The sequence below is a fragment of the Streptomyces reniochalinae genome, assembly GCF_003323735.1.
Classification (GTDB): domain Bacteria; phylum Actinomycetota; class Actinomycetes; order Streptomycetales; family Streptomycetaceae; genus Streptomyces; species Streptomyces reniochalinae.
In genome coordinates, this window is record NZ_QOIM01000030.1 from 198,387 (window position 1) to 214,219 (window position 15,833).

Consider the following 15,833-nt stretch of genomic DNA (forward strand, 5'->3'; position numbering starts at 1 on the left):
TACCCATCCCCAAAAGGACATAACCGCCGCCGGGGCGAGATTTTCTTCCCCTGGGAGGTTGAACTTTTGTGGATCTCTCGCCAGTTGCGGCTCTGGTGCGCCTACTCTTCGACCATGAACGAACTCTTGTCCCCTGCAGCCGAGGAGGTAGACGCACGCGGAGCCGCCGGCGTACTTCCCGAGCTGCCCGGCCGCCTCACCGAACCTCTCCGGCGCGAGCTCATCGCCTTCCGTCGCGACCTCCACATGCACCCCGAGCTGGGCAACCAGGAGTTCCGCACGACCGCTGCGCTCAAGACCCGGCTCGAACGTGCGGGCCTGCGCCCCAGAGTGCTGGCCATGGGTACGGGCCTGATCTGCGACATCCACCCCGGGCTCGGCCAGGAGCCGGCCGATGCCCGGGCCGCGGGCGGGGTGGAGCCCGTCGAGGCCGCGCCGCTGCTGGCGCTGCGGGGCGACATCGACGCGCTGCCCATCCCCGACACCAAGGACGTGCCCTACCGCTCGACGGTCCCCGGGCGGGCGCACGCCTGCGGGCACGACGTGCACACCACCGTGGTGCTCGGAGCCGGCCTGGTGCTGGCAGAGCTGGCGCGGGCCGGGGCGCTGCCCCGCCCGGTGCGGCTGCTGTTCCAGCCCGCCGAGGAGGTGCTGCCCGGCGGCGCTTCCGACGCGGTCGACTGCGGGGTGCTGGACGGGGTGGGGTCGATCCTGGCCGTGCACTGCGACCCGCGGGTGGACGCGGGCCGTCTCGGTCTGCGGGCCGGGCCGATCACCTCTGCCTGTGACCGGCTGGAGGTGGTGCTCAGCGGCGCGGGCGGCCACACCGCGCGCCCCCACCTGACGACCGACCTGGTCACCGCCGCGGCCAAGCTCGTCACGGAGGCGCCGGCGCTGCTGGCGCGCCGCGTGGACGCCCGCTCGGGCCTCGCCCTGACGTGGGGGCGGATCGAGTCGGGACACACGTCCAACGTCATCCCGCAGCGCGCCGAGATGTCCGGCACGCTGCGCTGCCTCGACCTGTCGACCTGGCGCGAGGCACCGGACCTGGTGCACGCGGCGATCGACGAGCTGGCGACGGTGTACCGCGCCAAGTGCGAGCTGACGTATGTGCGCGGGGTGCCGCCCGTCGTCAACGAACCGTCCGCGACGGCGCTGCTGCGCGAGGCGATGACCGCGCGCGCCGGTGCCGCCTCGGTGGAGAGCACGGAGCAGAGCCTGGGCGGCGAGGACTTCTCCTGGTACCTGGAGCACGTGCCCGGCGCCATGGCCCGGCTGGGCGTGCGGCCCGTCGGCGACCGCCGCGGCCGCGACCTGCACCAGGGCGACTTCGACGCGGACGAGTCCGCGATCACCACGGGCGTGGAGCTGTTCACCGCCGCGGCGCTGCTGCACCGCTCCTGATGCGAGCGGACGGCGAGCCCCGCACGAGCCCGTCACCCGCGGACCGCGAGCCGTGCACGAACCTCGCGCTACCCACGCGAACTGAGCGCCACCCACGCGAACTGAGCGCTACCCACGCCAACCGTGCGAACCGCGTGAGCTCTACGCGAACCGTGAGCCCCACGCGACCCGTGGCGCCGCGCCACGAAGCCGGCGGAGGGCGCCACCCGGCGCCTCTCCGGCCGGGCCCCACGCCCGCCCCCGCGCGCCTTCACCCTGTGAGGTATGTCGGACATGGGTGGGCCCAGGCCCCGCCTCGGCCGTGAGGTGGAGCGTCGCCCGTTCGCGACGATCCGATAACGGCTGGTTCCCGTCTCCTTCTGCTGGAAATCTACGCGCGTTAATGTGTGCCCGTCTCAAGGGCCGGAACCCCACTACGGTGCCGGAACCGGTGCTTCCACGATCACAAAGGGGACTCCGTTGCGTCGGGTAACAAAGCTGGCCACCGCGGTCACCGCCACCGCGACTCTCGCACTGACGGCCACCGCGTGCGGTGAAAGCTCCACGGAGTCGAGCGACGGCAAGAAGAGCAAGGGTGTCGGGCTCGCGTTCGACGTCGGTGGCCGGGACGACCACTCGTTCAACGAGGCGGCGGCCCGGGGTACCGACAAGGCCGAGAAGGAACTCGGCGTCAAGACGAAGGAGATGACCGCCGGGAACAACGAGACGGAGGAGACCCGCGAGCAGCGTCTCACCTCCCTCGCGAAGGCGGGCTACAACCCTGTCATCGGCGTCGGCTTCAACTACGGCAAGTCCGTCAACAAGGTGGCCAAGGACTTCCCCGACACGACGTTCGGCGTGGTCGACGAGCAGTCCCACGCCAAGAACGTGGTCGGCATGACGTTCGCGGAGAACGAGTCGTCCTACCTGGTGGGTGTGGCCGCGGCCAAGAAGACGAAGGCCAAGAAGGTCTCCTTCATCGGCGGCGTGGACAACGCGCTCATCCAGAAGTTCGAGGCCGGCTACGTCAAGGGCGTCAAGGACACCGACCCCAAGATCAAGGTCGAGGTCGACTACCTCTACAAGGAGTCCGACGAGGGCTTCAACGCTCCGGACCGCGCCAAGAACATGGCCAAGGGCATGCTCGCCCGCGGCAACGACGTGATCTACACGGCGGCGGGCCAGTCCGGCGCGGGCTCGATCGAGCAGATCAGCAAGAAGAAGGGCGCCTGGGCGATCGGGGTCGACTCCGACCAGTACCGCCAAAAGGGCCTGGAGAAGTACAAGGACGTCATCCTGACCTCGTCCGTCAAGAACGTCGACGTCGCCGTCTTCGAGCTGATCAAGAGCGTGAAGGAGGGCAAGCCGCTGAAGGGGAACCAGACGTTCTCCCTGAAGGAGGACGGCGTCTCCGTCGCCACCTCGGGCGGCTACATCGACGACCTCATGGACGACATCGACAAGGCCAAGAAGGACATCGTCGCGGGCAAGGTGGACGTTCCCACCCGGCCGTGACGTCCCGCAGGCGGCCCCGGGTGCCGCGCGGCGCAGCGTGCTGCGCGGCGTGACGTGCGGGGCCGTCTTCCCTTCGCACCTCCTTCGCACTTCCTTCCGCACCCCGTGTGCGCCTCTTCGTGGAGGGCCTCGCACCCTCGCGCCGGGAATCTGAGCTCAACCAGGGAGCACGTCAGTCAAGTGTCCAGCGAGTCCAGCGGCAGCAGCAGCGCGCCGTCCGGGGCGGGCCCGGGGCCCGGCCTTCCCGGGAGCGCCGTCGAACTGCGCGGCATCACCAAGCGGTTCCCCGGAGTGGTCGCCAACCGCGACATCGACATCTCGGTGGCGCGCGGCACCGTGCACGCCCTCGTCGGGGAGAACGGTGCGGGCAAGTCGACCCTCATGAAGATCCTCTACGGCATGCAGCGGCCGGACGAGGGCACCATCGGCATCGACGGCGAGGACGTCGTCCTGCACAGTCCCGCCGACGCCATCGCGCGCGGTATCGGCATGGTGCACCAGCACTTCATGCTCGCCGACAACCTCACCGTGCTGGAGAACACCGTCCTCGGCGCGGAGAAGCTGCACGGCATCGGGGCCGGGGCCCGCAGGAAGATCGCGGAGCTGTCGGACGCCTACCAGCTCGGGATACGTCCCGACGCCCTCGTGGAGGAGCTGGGGGTAGCCGACCGGCAGCGGGTGGAGATCCTCAAGGCCCTCTACCGCGGTGCCCGCACCCTCATCCTCGACGAGCCGACGGCCGTGCTGGTGCCGCAGGAGGTCGACGCCCTCTTCGACAACCTGCGCGAGCTCAAGTCCGAGGGTCTGACGGTGGTGTTCATCTCGCACAAGCTGGGCGAGGTGCTCTCGGTCGCCGACGCGATCACCGTCATCCGGCGCGGCACGACCGTTGCCTCCGTGACGCCGCGGGAGACGAGCCCCAAGCAGCTGGCGGAGCTGATGGTGGGCAGCGAGCTGCCGACCGCCGAGACGCGCGAGTCGACCGTCACCGACACCCCCATGCTCCACGTGGACGGGCTGCGGCTGGCGGCCACCGACTCCGACGGCGTCGAGCGTGCCGTCCTGGACGGGATCTCCTTCACCATCCACAAGGGCGAGGTCCTCGGCGTCGCCGGGGTCGAAGGCAACGGGCAGGCCGAGCTGGTCGAGGCCATCATGGGCATGAGCGACCCGGACGGCGGCACCGTCACCCTGGACGGGCGGGACATCTCGCACGCCCCCACCCGCGTCAGGCGCGAGAGCGGCATCGGCTACATCCCCGAGGACCGGCACCGGCACGGGCTGCTGCTGGAAGCGCCGCTGTGGGAGAACCGCATCCTCGGGCACGTCACCGAGAAGCCGAACACCAACGGCCCCCTCCTCGGCATCCCGGGCGCCCCGCGGCTGCTCGCGCTCGGGGACGCGCGGGCCGACAGCGAGCGCATCGTCGCCGAGTACGACGTGCGCACCCCGGGCATCGAGGTCACCGCCGCCAGCCTCTCGGGCGGCAACCAGCAGAAGTTCATCGTCGGCCGCGAGATGAGCCACCACCCCAAGCTGCTGATCGCCGCGCACCCCACGCGCGGCGTGGACGTCGGCGCGCAGGCGCAGATATGGGACCAGATACGCACCGCCAGGCGCGAGGGCCTCGCCGTGCTGCTGATCTCCGCCGACCTGGACGAGCTGATCGGGCTCTCCGACACGCTGCGGGTGATGTACCGGGGCCGCCTGGTCGCCGACGCCGACCCGGCGAACGTCACCCCGGAGGAGCTCGGCTCGGCCATGACCGGCGCCGCCACAGGACACCTGGAGCACCAGGAGGAGACCACCGGCGCGGCCGCCGAGGACATCCCCCAGAACGCCTCCGCGAACGACGACACGAACGGGGGCGTCAAGTGAACCGCCTGAAGGAGAAGTTCGGCGCCGGGGCCGTGCTCCAGGCGCTGGCCGCACCCGCACTCGCGCTCGTCGCGGCGTTCGTCCTCTCCTCCGTCGTCATCGCGGCGACCGGTGAGGACCCCTTCCACGCCTTCTACGTGATGATCGACTTCGGCTCGAAGAGCGACAGCCAGGTCTGGATCATCAACAAGGCCATCCCGTACTACCTGTCAGCGGCCGCCGTCGCCATCGGCTTCCGCATGAACCTCTTCAACATCGGTGTGGACGGCCAGTACCGGGTCGCCGCCTTCTTCGCCGCCGTTGTCGGCGGGGCGTTCGCCCTGCCGGGGGTGGTGCAAATCCCGCTGATCATCCTCGTCGCGATGGCCGTCGGCGCGCTCTGGGCGGGCATCGCCGGCGTACTCAAGACGACCCGCGGCGTCAGCGAGGTCATCACCACGATCATGCTGAACTCCATCGCGGGCTCGCTGATCGGCTACTTCCTCTCCGAGGACAAGCTCGCCGTCAAGGACGGCAACCTCTTCCACACGCCCACCATCCCCGAGGCCGCCCGCTTCTTCCTCATCCCCACCGACCCCGACCCGATCTACGGCACCGTCGTCATCGCCGCCGTCATCGGCCTGGCCTACTGGTTCGTGCTGGGCCGCACCCGCTTCGGCTTCGACCTGCGCGCCGTGGGCCGCAGCGAGTCGGCGGCGAGCGCCAGCGGCGTGAGCGTGCGCAGGATGGTCGTCACCAGCATGCTGCTGTCCGGCGCCGTCGCGGGCCTGGTCGGCATGCCGACGCTGCTGAACAAGTCCTTCAACTACGGCACCGACTTCCCCACCGGCGTCGGCTTCACCGGCATCGCCATCGCCCTGCTCGGCCGCAACCACCCCATCGGCATGGCCCTCGCGGCCCTCCTGTGGGGCTTCTTGGAGCGCACCGGCATCCAGCTGGAGTTCGAGGGCTACAAGCAGGAAATCGTCGGCGTGATGCAGGGGATCATCGTGCTGTGCGTCGTCATCGCGTACGAGATCGTCCGCCGCGTCGTGCTGCGCCGCCAGCAGCGTGAGGTCGGCGCCGAACTGAGCGCCCGGGCGGGCGCGGGCGCCGAGCAGGACGAGACCGAGCAGAAGGCGGGGGCCACCGCATGAGCACCACCTCCACACCCAAGCCCGCCGCGCCGAAGAGCGCGCCGGCCGCGTCCTCGTCGGCGGGCGGCAGGCGGAAGCCGACCTACCCCGTCGTGCTCCTGCTCATCGCCGGCGGCCTGCTGCTGCTCTCCCTCGTCCGGCTGGTCACGGGCGACGAACAGCTCTCCAACAGCGGCCAGTTCTCCACCGCGATCGCCGCCGCCGTCCCCATCGGGCTGGCGGGCCTGGGCGGGCTGTGGGCCGAACGTGCCGGCGTCATCAACATCGGTCTCGAAGGCATGATGATGCTCGGCACCTTCGGCGCGGGCTGGATCGGCTGGCAGTACGGGCCCTGGGCCGCCGTCCTGGCCGGGATCGCGGGAGGCGCGCTGGGCGGGCTGCTGCACGCGCTGGCCACCGTCACCTTCGGCGTCGACCACATCGTCTCCGGCGTCGCCATCAACATCCTCGCACTCGGAGTGGTCCGCTACCTCGCCAAACTGTGGTTCGGCGCCGACGGCAGCGAAGCGGCCAAGGCCGGCGGCAACGACAAGCAGTCGCCGCCCATGGACAACATGCCGTCCTTCACCGTGCCCGGACTCGCCGACGGGCTCGGCAGCGTCGAGAAGCACCACTGGTTCCTCGTCTCCGACCTGGCCGGCATCCTGCGCGCCCTGGTCAGCGACGTCTCGTGGGTGACGGTGCTGACCGTCGTCCTGTTCGTCGGCAGCTTCTTCGTCCTGTGGCGCTCCCCGTTCGGGCTGCGGCTGCGCTCCTGCGGCGAGAACCCGGTCGCCGCCGAGTCCCTCGGCGTCAACGTCTACACCTACAAGTACGCGGCACTGATCATCTCCGGTGCCCTGGCCGGACTCGGCGGCGCCTTCCTCGCCATCGGCGTGCACTTCTACCAGGAGAACCAGACCGGCGGCCGCGGGTACATCGGCCTCGCCACCATGATCTTCGGCAACTGGCGCCCCGGCGGTGTCGCCATGGGCGCCGGGCTGTTCGGCTTCATGGACGCCCTCCGCGTCGTCGGCGGCGGCGCCACCGTGCACGCCATGCTGCTGCTGATGGCCATTCTGCTGGTCGGCCTCGCCGTCTGGAAGTTCCGCGCCGGACTGCGGGGCGCGCGCGGCGCCCGTGTCCAGGCCGCCGTCGCCCTCGTTATCGCCGTACTGCTCGTGCTGTGGTACGCGCTGACCGACACCGTGGCCCTGGAGTTCGTCGAGATGACGCCGTACGTCACCACACTGCTGGTGCTCTCCCTGGCGGCCCAACGGCTGCGCGCGCCCCGCGCGGTGGGCAAACCGTACCGTCGAGGCGAGGGAACCTAGCGTGCGGAGCGTGCCAGACAACTCAGGACCCGACTCGGCGGCCGGCCCGGTGATCGACTGGCCGGCGCTGCGCGGGAAGGCCCTGGAGGCGCTGTCCCGGGCGTACGCGCCCTACTCCGGCTTCCCCGTCGGCGCCGCGGCGCTGGTCGCCGACGGCCGCACCGTCACCGGCTGCAACGTCGAGAACGCCTCCTACGGCGTCGGCCTGTGCGCCGAGTGCGGACTGGTGAGCGAACTGTTCGCGACAGGCGGCGGCCGGCTGGTCGCCTTCACCTGCGTCGGCGGCGACGGCGTGGTCGTCGCCCCCTGCGGCCGCTGCCGTCAACTGCTGTGGGAACACGGCGGCGGCGACCTGCTGATCGAAGCACCCTCGGGAGTGCGCCCGCTCTCCGAACTGCTCGCGGACGCGTTCGGGCCCACCGATCTGGCCCGCTGACCCTCACCGGTCGTCGAACGAAACAGGGAGTACCCCCATGGACGCCATCTCCGTCATCCGCGCCAAGCGGGACCGCGAGGAACTGACCGGCGAACAGATCGACTGGATCATCGACGCCTACACGCGCGGCACGGTCGCCGACGAACAGATGTCCGCCCTCGCGATGGCCGTCTACCTCAACGGCATGACCCGCACGGAGATCTCCCGCTGGACCGCCGCGATGATCGCCTCCGGCGAGCGCATGGACTTCTCCGCACTGCCACGCCCCACCGCCGACAAGCACTCCACAGGCGGCGTCGGCGACAAGATCACCCTGCCGCTCGCCCCGCTGGTCGCCGCGTGCGGCGCCGCGGTCCCCCAACTGTCGGGCCGCGGCCTCGGCCACACCGGCGGCACCCTCGACAAACTGGAGTCCATCCCCGGCTGGCGCGCCTCGCTCACCAACCCCGAGATGATGGACGTCCTGCGCGACGTCGGCTCCGTCATCTGCGCCGCGGGCGACGGCCTGGCCCCCGCCGACAAGCGGTTGTACGCGTTGCGGGACGTGACCGGCACGGTCGAATCCCTCCCCCTGATCGCCTCGTCCATCATGTCCAAGAAGATCGCCGAAGGCACCGGCGCGCTCGTCCTGGACGTCAAAGCCGGCTCCGGCGCGTTCATGAAGAACACCGACGACGCCCGTGAACTGGCCACCACCATGGTGGAACTGGGCCGCGACCACGGCGTGCGCACCGTCGCCCTGCTGACCGACATGAACACCCCCCTCGGCCTGACGGCGGGCAACGCACTCGAAGTCCGCGAGTCCGTGGAGGTGCTGGCAGGCGGCGGCCCCGCCGACGTCGTCGAACTGACGGTCGCGCTGGCGCGCGAAATGCTCGACGCGGCGGGGCTGACCGACGCCGACCCTGCCAAGGCCCTCGCCGACGGCTCGGCGATGGACGTGTGGCGTCGGATGGTCACCGCCCAAGGTGGTGACGCGAACGCGGACCTTCCCCGGGCGCGGGAGCAGCACGTCGTCACGGCTCCGTCCTCAGGCGTCCTGACCCGCCTCGACGCCTACGCCGTCGGCCTCGCCGCCTGGCGCCTCGGCGCGGGCCGCGCCCGCAAGGAAGACCCCGTCCAGGCGGGCGCGGGCGTGGAACTCCACGCCCGCGTAGGCGACCCCGTCACGGCCGGAGCCCCCCTGCTCACCCTCCACACGGACACCCCGGAAGCGTTCGCGAACGCGGAAGAGGCCCTGACCAACGCCTTCGACATCGCAACGACGAGCACCCACGAGCCGACACCACTGATCCTCGACCGGATCGGGTGACAGCGGGATCGTCCCGTTCGAACGCGGTGCGGGCCGGGCGCGTCTACGGTCAGCCAAGGTATTGCTTCTGCCCAGGTGCCAAGGATGTGCCCATGCCCCCAGCCCGCGAACCCGACCCGACCGCCTCCATCGGCCACAAGGTGCGCTGCGAACGGGAACGGCGGGGCTGAACCCAGCGGCATTTGAGGGAGAAGGTCCTCGTCTCCTGCGTCAGCGTCACCAAAGTCGAGTTGGGCGCGGACCCGCCCAACCCTTCACTTGCCAGCCGCTTCGACCGGGTCCTCGGTTCCGGGGACGAGCTGGAGAACCTGGCGAAGGTCCTCCAGCACGACCAGGCCCGCGCGTACCTGGCTCGCCAGCTGGAGGCGGTGGACACGCACGAGTTCTCGCTGGGCATCCCTGGCCTGCTGCAGACTGAGGTATACGCGCCCGCCTTGATGCCGCCGGATTTGCCGGTCATCCATCTAAGATCGACCGCTATGCGGAACGACGTGTCGCGCGCCAAAAAGTATGGGACCGCGACGACCCACCATGGATGTGGGCAGTGCTGGATTCCGGAGTGCTGCGCCGCGCGACCGGTGATCAGGCAACCACGCGGGGTCAGTTGTGCAAGCTCCGAGAGATGGCAGGGCTACCGCAAGTTGCCGTACAACTGCTCCCTGAGACGGCGACCGGCATCCTGGGCTTGATCCGTGGTGATCTTGGCGGCGTACGCCGCGCCGTGGTCGGCACGGACCAGGTGCAGGCAAACGCCGCCTGCGTGGAGGAGGTAGTCACCACCCCTCCCGAAGCCGTCCCGTCCCGGGGCAGCAAGGACCCGGCGGGCCAGCTCCTCCTCCTCGCCTCGTTCTGGTCAGGCTTCGCGCAAGCTGAAGAACTGCCCTGGCGGTATGCGCAGGTTGGTTTCTACGCCTCAGCGGCGCATAAGGGGTGCGCATCAGTCAGACACTGTTCATTTTCTACCGTTGCACGATAAACCTAACTACTGGCCCATCCTCGGTTTCCACGACCCCTCCGTCGAAACTGTATTGAGGGTGTGCGTATTCCAGTGCTGCCCTCCAAAAAAAAGCGATTTCGCGAGCGAGTTCGGTCACCATTTCTTCCTCGGCGGGATTGCCTTCGTTGATGTCTACCAATTGCCACAGTCTGACTTGGTTGAGGGTGCTCTCGATGGCGGTGGCATTCCCATTAAGGGCTTGATACCATTCCCCAAAATTTCTTTCCTCGTATGCGCGTTCCCAGATGAGGCAGCCAGACACTTCAAGGAATCGTGGATGGAATACCTGGGCTACGGACAGCCAGTCGTGCAAGTTCAGGCGGAGCGCGGCGCGGTCGAAATAATCGAGCTCGTCAATCGGGTTCTTGTTCACGGGTGTGTCTGGATTTCCTGAGTCCATCTGGCTCTCTCCCTATGGTAGTTCGTCGGGGCGAGCGGGGCGCGGCATCTTCTTCCAAGTCAAGAACTCCTGCCCGGTCTTGGGGTTGACGTGTTTCTCTGTTTCCAATACGTGCGGTGCCGGTACGCCGTTGTGTGTCGCCGAGTCCGGGTCCACGTCTACCCGCTTCAACGGTAGCCCATCGGCATCGTAGACAGCATAGGCTGTCACGGAACCATCGTCCTTCCGGCGCACCAGAGTTTCATTTGGATTAGCGCTCTTGGGGAATCTTCCGCTGTGAGGGGTGGCCTTCGACAAATCCAGGCCACACCCAGCCAGGCCCAATGGGTCGGTCATTCCGAGTGGGTTTCCGACATAAGTGTCCGGATTTGATGCTGGGGCCAAGCCAAGTGGGTCCGGTGTCAGGTATCGCGCCGTCTCCGGGTCGTAGTACCGGAAATAGTTGTAGCTCAGGCCCGTCTCCGGGTCGGCGTACTGGCCCGGGAAGCGGAGGGGGCAGTCCACCGAGTCGGGCGGGGTCGGGAGTGGGGTGCCCCAGAGGGTGGTGCGGGATTGCCAGGCGAGGTCGCCCTCGGGGGTGAGCAACTCCGTGGGGGTGCCGACGGTGTCGGTGACGATCGCGTGGAAGGCCGGTGTGTCCAGCAGGGGGGCGCGGCTCGTTTGGGCCAGGGGGCGGTGGGTGCCCGGGGCGTAGTCCCACGTCGTCGTCGCGCCGTCCGCGGACGTCTGTTCCGTGACCCGGGTGCCGTCCCAGGTGAAGGTGACCGAGTCCGTTCGGGGGTCAGGCCCGTACTTGGAGACGCGCCGGCCCAGAGGGTCGTAGGTGTAGTGCCAGGTCTCGCCCTGGGGGTTGGTCGCCGATATCAGCCGGTCCTCGGCGTTCCACCGGTAGGTCCAGGTGTGGGTCTGGCCGTTGAGGAGCTTGCGGGTCTTGCGGATGAGGCGGCCCGCGGCGTCGTGCTCGTATCGCGTGCGGCCCGCGCGGCAAATGAGGGTGCCCTCGTGTTCGCGGTGGCCGGGGGAGGGGTGGGCCGGGGCTTCGGCGTGGGACTGGTTGCCGGCTGCGTCGTAGGCGTACTTCTCGCTCCAGCCGTGGGCTTGGACGCCCACGACGCGCCCTGCCTTGTCCAGGTCGTAGCGACGCGTCCCGCTCGTGAGCTCGCGGATCTCCGTGAGGTAGCCGTCGGGGCGGTAGGCGTAGGTGCGGTGCTGGAGGATCTCCTCCCCAGCGGAGTGGATCGTCTGGTGCGTGAGGCGGTCGGTGGCGTCCCAGCGCTGGGCCAGGGTGGCCGACCTGGCCGACCCGCCCAGGCGACGGAGTGTTTCGCGGCCCGCCGCGTCGTACGCGAAAGAGAGCGTCCCTCCCTGAGTGGACAGTTCGACGGGGCGGTCCGCCGCGTCACGGGACCACGTCGAGGTGTGCCCTGCGGGTGTCGTACGTCGCACGCGTCGGCCCGCCGTGTCGTAGGCGTACGACGTCCGGCGGCCGTTGACTGTCTCGGACAGCACGCGCCCCACCGCGTCTCGCTCCAGTACGACGTCCGTCGCCGCGTTCGTGGCGCGGACCACCGCGCCCGCCGCGTCGTAGGCGAACGTCGTCACCTCGCCGCCGGTCTCATCGCGTTGCTCGACGGGGCGGCCGAGGGCGTCCACGACGTAGCTCAGTTGCTCACCGCAGGCGTTCGTCCGGGTGAGGAGCCCACCGGCCGCGTCCAGCTCGTACGTCTGCGTCGCCCCGTTGAAGTCCGTCTCGGCGACGAGGCGGCCTGCCGCGTCGTACTCGTAGCGCCACTCGCGGGCCTGCGGGTTGGTGACCCCCACCAGGCGGAGTTCGGTGTCGTACGTGAACGCGTACTGCGCACCGTCCGGGTCGCGTCGGGTTGCGGGGACGTCGAAGTGGGTGTGCGTGTACTGCGTGGTGTGTCCCGCCTCGTCCGTGTGGGCGGCGAGGTTGCCTTCGCCGTCCCAGTCCCAGGACTCGCGGGCGCCGTCCGGGTTCTCGCGCCAGGCGGGTCTGCCCTCGATGGTCCAGCCGTGGCGGGTGGTGTTGCCGAGGGGGTCGGTGAGAGCGGTGACCAGACCGTGCGGGCCTCGGCGGACGTGGGTGGTGTGGCCCATGGGGTCGGTGACCGCGAGGGGGAGGCCCGCCGCGTCGGGGGTGACGGCCGTCGTGTGACCGAGAGGGTCGGTGAGGGAGGTGAGGTGGCCGGTGCCGTTGTAGGCGTAGCGGGTCACCGCCCCTGTGGGGTCCGTCGTCGAGGTGCGGTTGCCCGCGTCGTCGTACGTGTGGTGCCACACGCCACCGTTGGGATCGCGGACCTCCAGCGGGAGGCAGTCGTCGTCGTAGACGGCGGTGATCGCGCTGCCGTCCGGGCGTTCGATACGGGTCGTGTTGCCCAGGTCGTCGTACCCGTAGCGGGTCGTGTGGCCGAGCGGATCCGTGACGGTGACCGGGTGGCGGTTGGCCTCGTCCCACTCCGTGAGCGTGGTGTGGCCGAGCGGGTCGGTCGCCGAGACGGTCCTGTACGCCTCGTTGTAGACGTAGACCGACTGGTGGCCGAGTGAGTCGGTGTAGCGGGTGGTGCGGGCGGCCTCGTCGTAGTGGAAGCGGCCGGAGAATGTGCCCTTCGGCCCCACCGTGCGCAGGACCCTGCCCCGGTGATCGTAGACGTAGCCGAACGTCGTACCTCTGCGGTCCTCCCAGGAGGTGATGCGGTGGTGGTCGTCGTAGCGGTAACGGAGCGGCAAGCCCGTCGAGTTGACGACCTGGTCCAGGTTGCCTGCCGCGTCGTAGCCGTACCTGACGAGTGTCGTGCTCCGGTCGCCGTGGAGCAGACGGAGCGCGGTGACGCGGAGGAGTCCCGGGTCGGTGTCGACCGCTACGCGGTAGCCGCCGGAGTGGCTGACCTCCTGCGGAGCGCCGTCCGCGTCGTACGTCACGTCGATGCGGTTGCCGGCGCGGTCCGCGATCGCCGCCAGCGGGAGCTCGCGGCCCCCGGCGGGCAGCGGGACGAAGTGCAGGACGCGGTTGCGCTCGGGCGCGGTGATGGTCATGGTCCCGTCCGGCTCGCCGTCCCAGTGCAGCGGCCAGCGCGGGCCGGAGAAGGGCAGTGTGGGGGTCTCCGGTTGCGGGACGGGGTAGGTGAGGAGCCTCCCGTCGTCGGCTATGTAGACGATGCCCTGGTCGTCGAGTTCCAGCCGTTGATCCAGTGTGCCCGTCCAGCTGGGGCCGAACCAGCCGCCGCAGGCGTGTCCTGACGCGAAGAAGCGGGTCAGCAGCAGGGGCAGCACCCCCGGCAGGTGCACGTCGGTGGCTGACGTGAACATCTCTCCGGTCGCCACGTCGACCGGCTCGTTGACGCCCTCCCTCTCCGTGTCGCCCTTGTTCTCCCGCTCCGGATCGCTGTTCGCGCTCTCGCGGGCGCTGCCGTCGCGGCGCAGCGCCTTCTCGCGGCTTGCCAGTCGCTGGGCGGCGCTCTTGGCGGAGGCGGCGCCCTTGCGGAGGGCTCCTCCGCCGCCGGTGGCCAGGGCGAGGAGGAGGTCGGGGGTGAGCTGGCCGGCGGCGCGCGAGGGGTTGCGCTGCCATTCCTCCCAGTTGGTGACGGCCTTGGCGAACTCTTCGGGGTGGTGGGCGGCGTAGGCCGCGCCGTCGGCCATGCCCGCCAGTTGCAGGGACGCGCCGCCGGGCCCGTCCTCGACCAGGTACTCGAACTGTTTCCACAGCCCCTTGGCGCTGTCGCCCATGCCGCCGAGGAACTCACCGGTCTCCTTCTTGAAGCGGTTCCAGCCCTTGGGCGCGTTCGGAGCCTTGCGGCTCGCCTTCTCCAGCTTGCGTTTGGAGTCGTCGATGACGGTCTGGAGTTCCTCCTCCAGGGTGTCCAGACGCCGGTGGCAGTCCTCCATCGCCGCCAGGCCGGGGTTCTCCGCCGGCGGCTTGTCGGGGAGGTTCTCGTCCTTGCGCTCGACCGCCTCGGCGTAGGCGGCGTCCTGCTTGACGTATGCCTTGGACGCTGCCCGGGCTGCGTCCGCGTCCGCGATGACCGGCTTGAGCCGCTTGTGTACGGACCGCAGCTTGTCGGCGTAGGCGTCCAGCGCGGACGCGGCGGAGGTGAAGTACCTCTCGGCCTTCTCCAACTCCTTGGGCAGGTGCGAGCCGGCCTTTTGGAACTCGTCCGAGGCAGCGCCGGTCCACGGCAGGAGGGACAGGTCGGTCAGCTTGTCGTAGCCGTCCTTGAACGCTCCGGCGTACGCCTTGAGTTTGATGACCAGGTCGTCGACCTTGTCGGGGTCTCCGTAGATGACGTCGCCGGGCTTGGCGTGGGGCGGTATTCGCTCCCGGCCCCCGTCTGTGACGTCTTTGCCCGTCATGCGACCGACCCTTTCCGGCCGCCGTCGACGACCCAGCCCTCGCCGCCCTCGCCGGCCACCCGGTAGCGGGGGTTGGCAGGCAGGTCGCCCGTCACCGTCGTACCGTCACCGTCATCCCCGCCGCCGTCCTCGACGCTGCTGCCGCCGTCGTCGTCCAGCCAGGGTTCCTGGTAGATCTCCGGAGGCGGGTCGAACGTCGAACGGTCCCCGTTCTTCCAGGAGCTCAGCCCGTGCTTGCCGAAGGGGAGTTTGGCGATGTTGTCCTCGGTCGGCGAGAAGTCCTTGACCCGCAGCAGGTCCGCCATCATGTACGCCGCGATCACCTGCCGCAGCGTGTCCACGATCACATCGGTGTGCTCGGCGACCCGGCCCATACCGAAGCCCCACTCCTCCAGCATGTCCTTGGCAGGCTGCTCGATATCGAACACGGCCGCGGTGGTGATGCCGCTGGACAACGACTTCCAGTCGTCCTTGATCTTGTGCGCCGCCACGACCGACTCCTCCAACGGCCGCAGGATCTTCCGGACCTCGGCGATCTCGATCGCATAGCCCTCACCCGGCTTCGGGCCGCCCTCGCCGCCCGGACCGTCTCCCTTGTCACCCGCCACGCTTACCGCCCCTCCGTACCAGCCGGGTTCGCCGTCCCAGCCGGGTTCGCCGTCCCAGCCGGGTCCGCCGCGTCAGCCATGCCCGCTGGGTCCGCCAGCACGGCGCCGTCCAGGAGGAACGAACGCTCTTCCAGCGGATCGACCAGCGCCCGCACCCCCTCGGGCAGCAAGCCGACCAGGTCCTCGGCCGTGGTCGACGCCCACCCGCACGCCCCCGCGAACAACGCCAACCGCTCCCACGAGGTGAATACCGGCACCACCGGCCCCTCCGACGTCTCCGACACCAGGAATCCGGGTGTCTCAGGGCGCTGGAAGTACAGGCGTACGGTGCGCAGTTGAGCCAGCTTCTCCGCCGGAGACAATCGCGCGACCGCCGCGTCACGGACCAGATCCCGCAACGACATCCCCTACCCCCGTCCGCAGCGTGACCACCCGGAAACCAACCGTATGTTCGCACGCCGGCGCCGTCGCCGACGGGGCGTTTCCG

General features: G+C 69.6%; 13 protein-coding genes. 8 read left to right on the forward strand and 5 right to left on the reverse strand.

Features of this window, described 5'->3' with window-relative positions; all coding sequences use genetic code 11:
- The first annotated feature begins 114 nt into the window (after positions 1–114).
- The 7 genes from DQ392_RS11720 (at position 115) to DQ392_RS11750 (ending at position 8,973) form a co-directional block, all read left to right on the forward strand.
- Entirely contained in the window at positions 115–1,404 is a 1,290-nt protein-coding gene (locus DQ392_RS11720) for an amidohydrolase (protein ID WP_114015487.1), read from the forward strand.
- A 459-nt stretch (positions 1,405–1,863) separates the two neighbouring features.
- Positions 1,864–2,898, forward strand: a complete 1,035-nt coding sequence (locus tag DQ392_RS11725) for a BMP family lipoprotein (protein ID WP_114015488.1) — start codon at positions 1,864–1,866, stop codon at positions 2,896–2,898.
- 180 nt (positions 2,899–3,078) lie between these two features.
- Complete coding sequence (locus DQ392_RS11730; RefSeq protein ID WP_425470514.1) at positions 3,079–4,776, forward strand: ABC transporter ATP-binding protein; 1,698 nt, start codon at positions 3,079–3,081, stop codon at positions 4,774–4,776.
- A complete protein-coding gene (locus DQ392_RS11735; protein ID WP_114015489.1) occupies positions 4,773–5,912 on the forward strand; it encodes an ABC transporter permease in 1,140 nt (379 codons plus the stop codon). The genes DQ392_RS11730 and DQ392_RS11735 overlap by 4 nt, the downstream gene beginning before the upstream one ends.
- Entirely contained in the window at positions 5,909–7,225 is a 1,317-nt protein-coding gene (locus DQ392_RS11740) for an ABC transporter permease (protein ID WP_114015490.1), read from the forward strand. The genes DQ392_RS11735 and DQ392_RS11740 overlap by 4 nt, the downstream gene beginning before the upstream one ends.
- Before the next feature lie 10 nt (positions 7,226–7,235).
- Positions 7,236–7,661 carry a cytidine deaminase gene (locus DQ392_RS11745; protein ID WP_114015588.1) on the forward strand — a complete coding sequence of 142 codons (426 nt, stop codon included), beginning with the start codon at positions 7,236–7,238 and terminating at the stop codon, positions 7,659–7,661.
- 37 nt (positions 7,662–7,698) lie between these two features.
- Positions 7,699–8,973 (forward strand): thymidine phosphorylase, encoded by a 1,275-nt coding sequence (locus DQ392_RS11750; RefSeq protein ID WP_114015491.1) that lies wholly within the window; start codon positions 7,699–7,701, stop codon positions 8,971–8,973.
- 254 nt (positions 8,974–9,227) lie between these two features.
- On the opposite strand, the gene DQ392_RS35810 is transcribed toward DQ392_RS11750, so the two are convergent.
- Positions 9,228–9,353, reverse strand: a complete 126-nt coding sequence (locus DQ392_RS35810; RefSeq protein ID WP_281272976.1) for a hypothetical protein — start codon at positions 9,351–9,353, stop codon at positions 9,228–9,230.
- Positions 9,354–9,442: 89 nt separating this feature from the next.
- Between DQ392_RS35810 and DQ392_RS36175 the strand changes: the two genes are divergently transcribed.
- Positions 9,443–9,949, forward strand: a complete 507-nt coding sequence (locus DQ392_RS36175; protein ID WP_425470518.1) for a Scr1 family TA system antitoxin-like transcriptional regulator — start codon at positions 9,443–9,445, stop codon at positions 9,947–9,949.
- Here DQ392_RS36175 and DQ392_RS34060 read toward each other — a convergent pair.
- Genes DQ392_RS34060 through DQ392_RS11770 form a run of 4 tightly spaced genes read right to left on the reverse strand, consistent with a single transcriptional unit; the run spans position 9,933 to position 15,750 of the window.
- Positions 9,933–10,343: a hypothetical protein gene (locus DQ392_RS34060; protein WP_147266521.1), complete on the reverse strand. Its 411-nt coding sequence runs from the start codon at positions 10,341–10,343 to the stop codon at positions 9,933–9,935. The two genes, DQ392_RS36175 and DQ392_RS34060, sit on opposite strands and share 17 nt — an antisense overlap.
- 39 nt (positions 10,344–10,382) lie before the next feature.
- On the reverse strand, positions 10,383–14,738 hold the full coding sequence (locus DQ392_RS11760; RefSeq protein ID WP_181856383.1) for a DUF6531 domain-containing protein: 4,356 nt from the start codon (positions 14,736–14,738) through the stop codon (positions 10,383–10,385).
- Positions 14,735–15,346 (reverse strand): hypothetical protein, encoded by a 612-nt coding sequence (locus DQ392_RS11765; RefSeq protein WP_114015493.1) that lies wholly within the window; start codon positions 15,344–15,346, stop codon positions 14,735–14,737. The genes DQ392_RS11760 and DQ392_RS11765 overlap by 4 nt, the downstream gene beginning before the upstream one ends.
- A 2-nt stretch (positions 15,347–15,348) precedes the next feature.
- A complete protein-coding gene (locus DQ392_RS11770; RefSeq protein WP_114015494.1) occupies positions 15,349–15,750 on the reverse strand; it encodes an SseB family protein in 402 nt (133 codons plus the stop codon).
- Positions 15,751–15,833 lie beyond the last annotated feature (83 nt).

What these genes read in the sequence shown, in the direction of transcription:
- DQ392_RS11720 (WP_114015487.1), top strand. Translation starts at nt 115, where the DNA reads ATGAACGAACTCTTGTCCCCTGCAGCCGAGGAGGTAGACGCACGCGGA.
- DQ392_RS11740 (WP_114015490.1), top strand. Translation starts at nt 5,909, where the DNA reads ATGAGCACCACCTCCACACCCAAGCCCGCCGCGCCGAAGAGCGCGCCG.
- DQ392_RS11750 (WP_114015491.1), top strand. Translation starts at nt 7,699, where the DNA reads ATGGACGCCATCTCCGTCATCCGCGCCAAGCGGGACCGCGAGGAACTG.
- DQ392_RS11760 (WP_181856383.1), bottom strand. Translation starts at nt 14,738, where the DNA reads ATGACGGGCAAAGACGTCACAGACGGGGGCCGGGAGCGAATACCGCCC.
- DQ392_RS11770 (WP_114015494.1), bottom strand. Translation starts at nt 15,750, where the DNA reads ATGTCGTTGCGGGATCTGGTCCGTGACGCGGCGGTCGCGCGATTGTCT.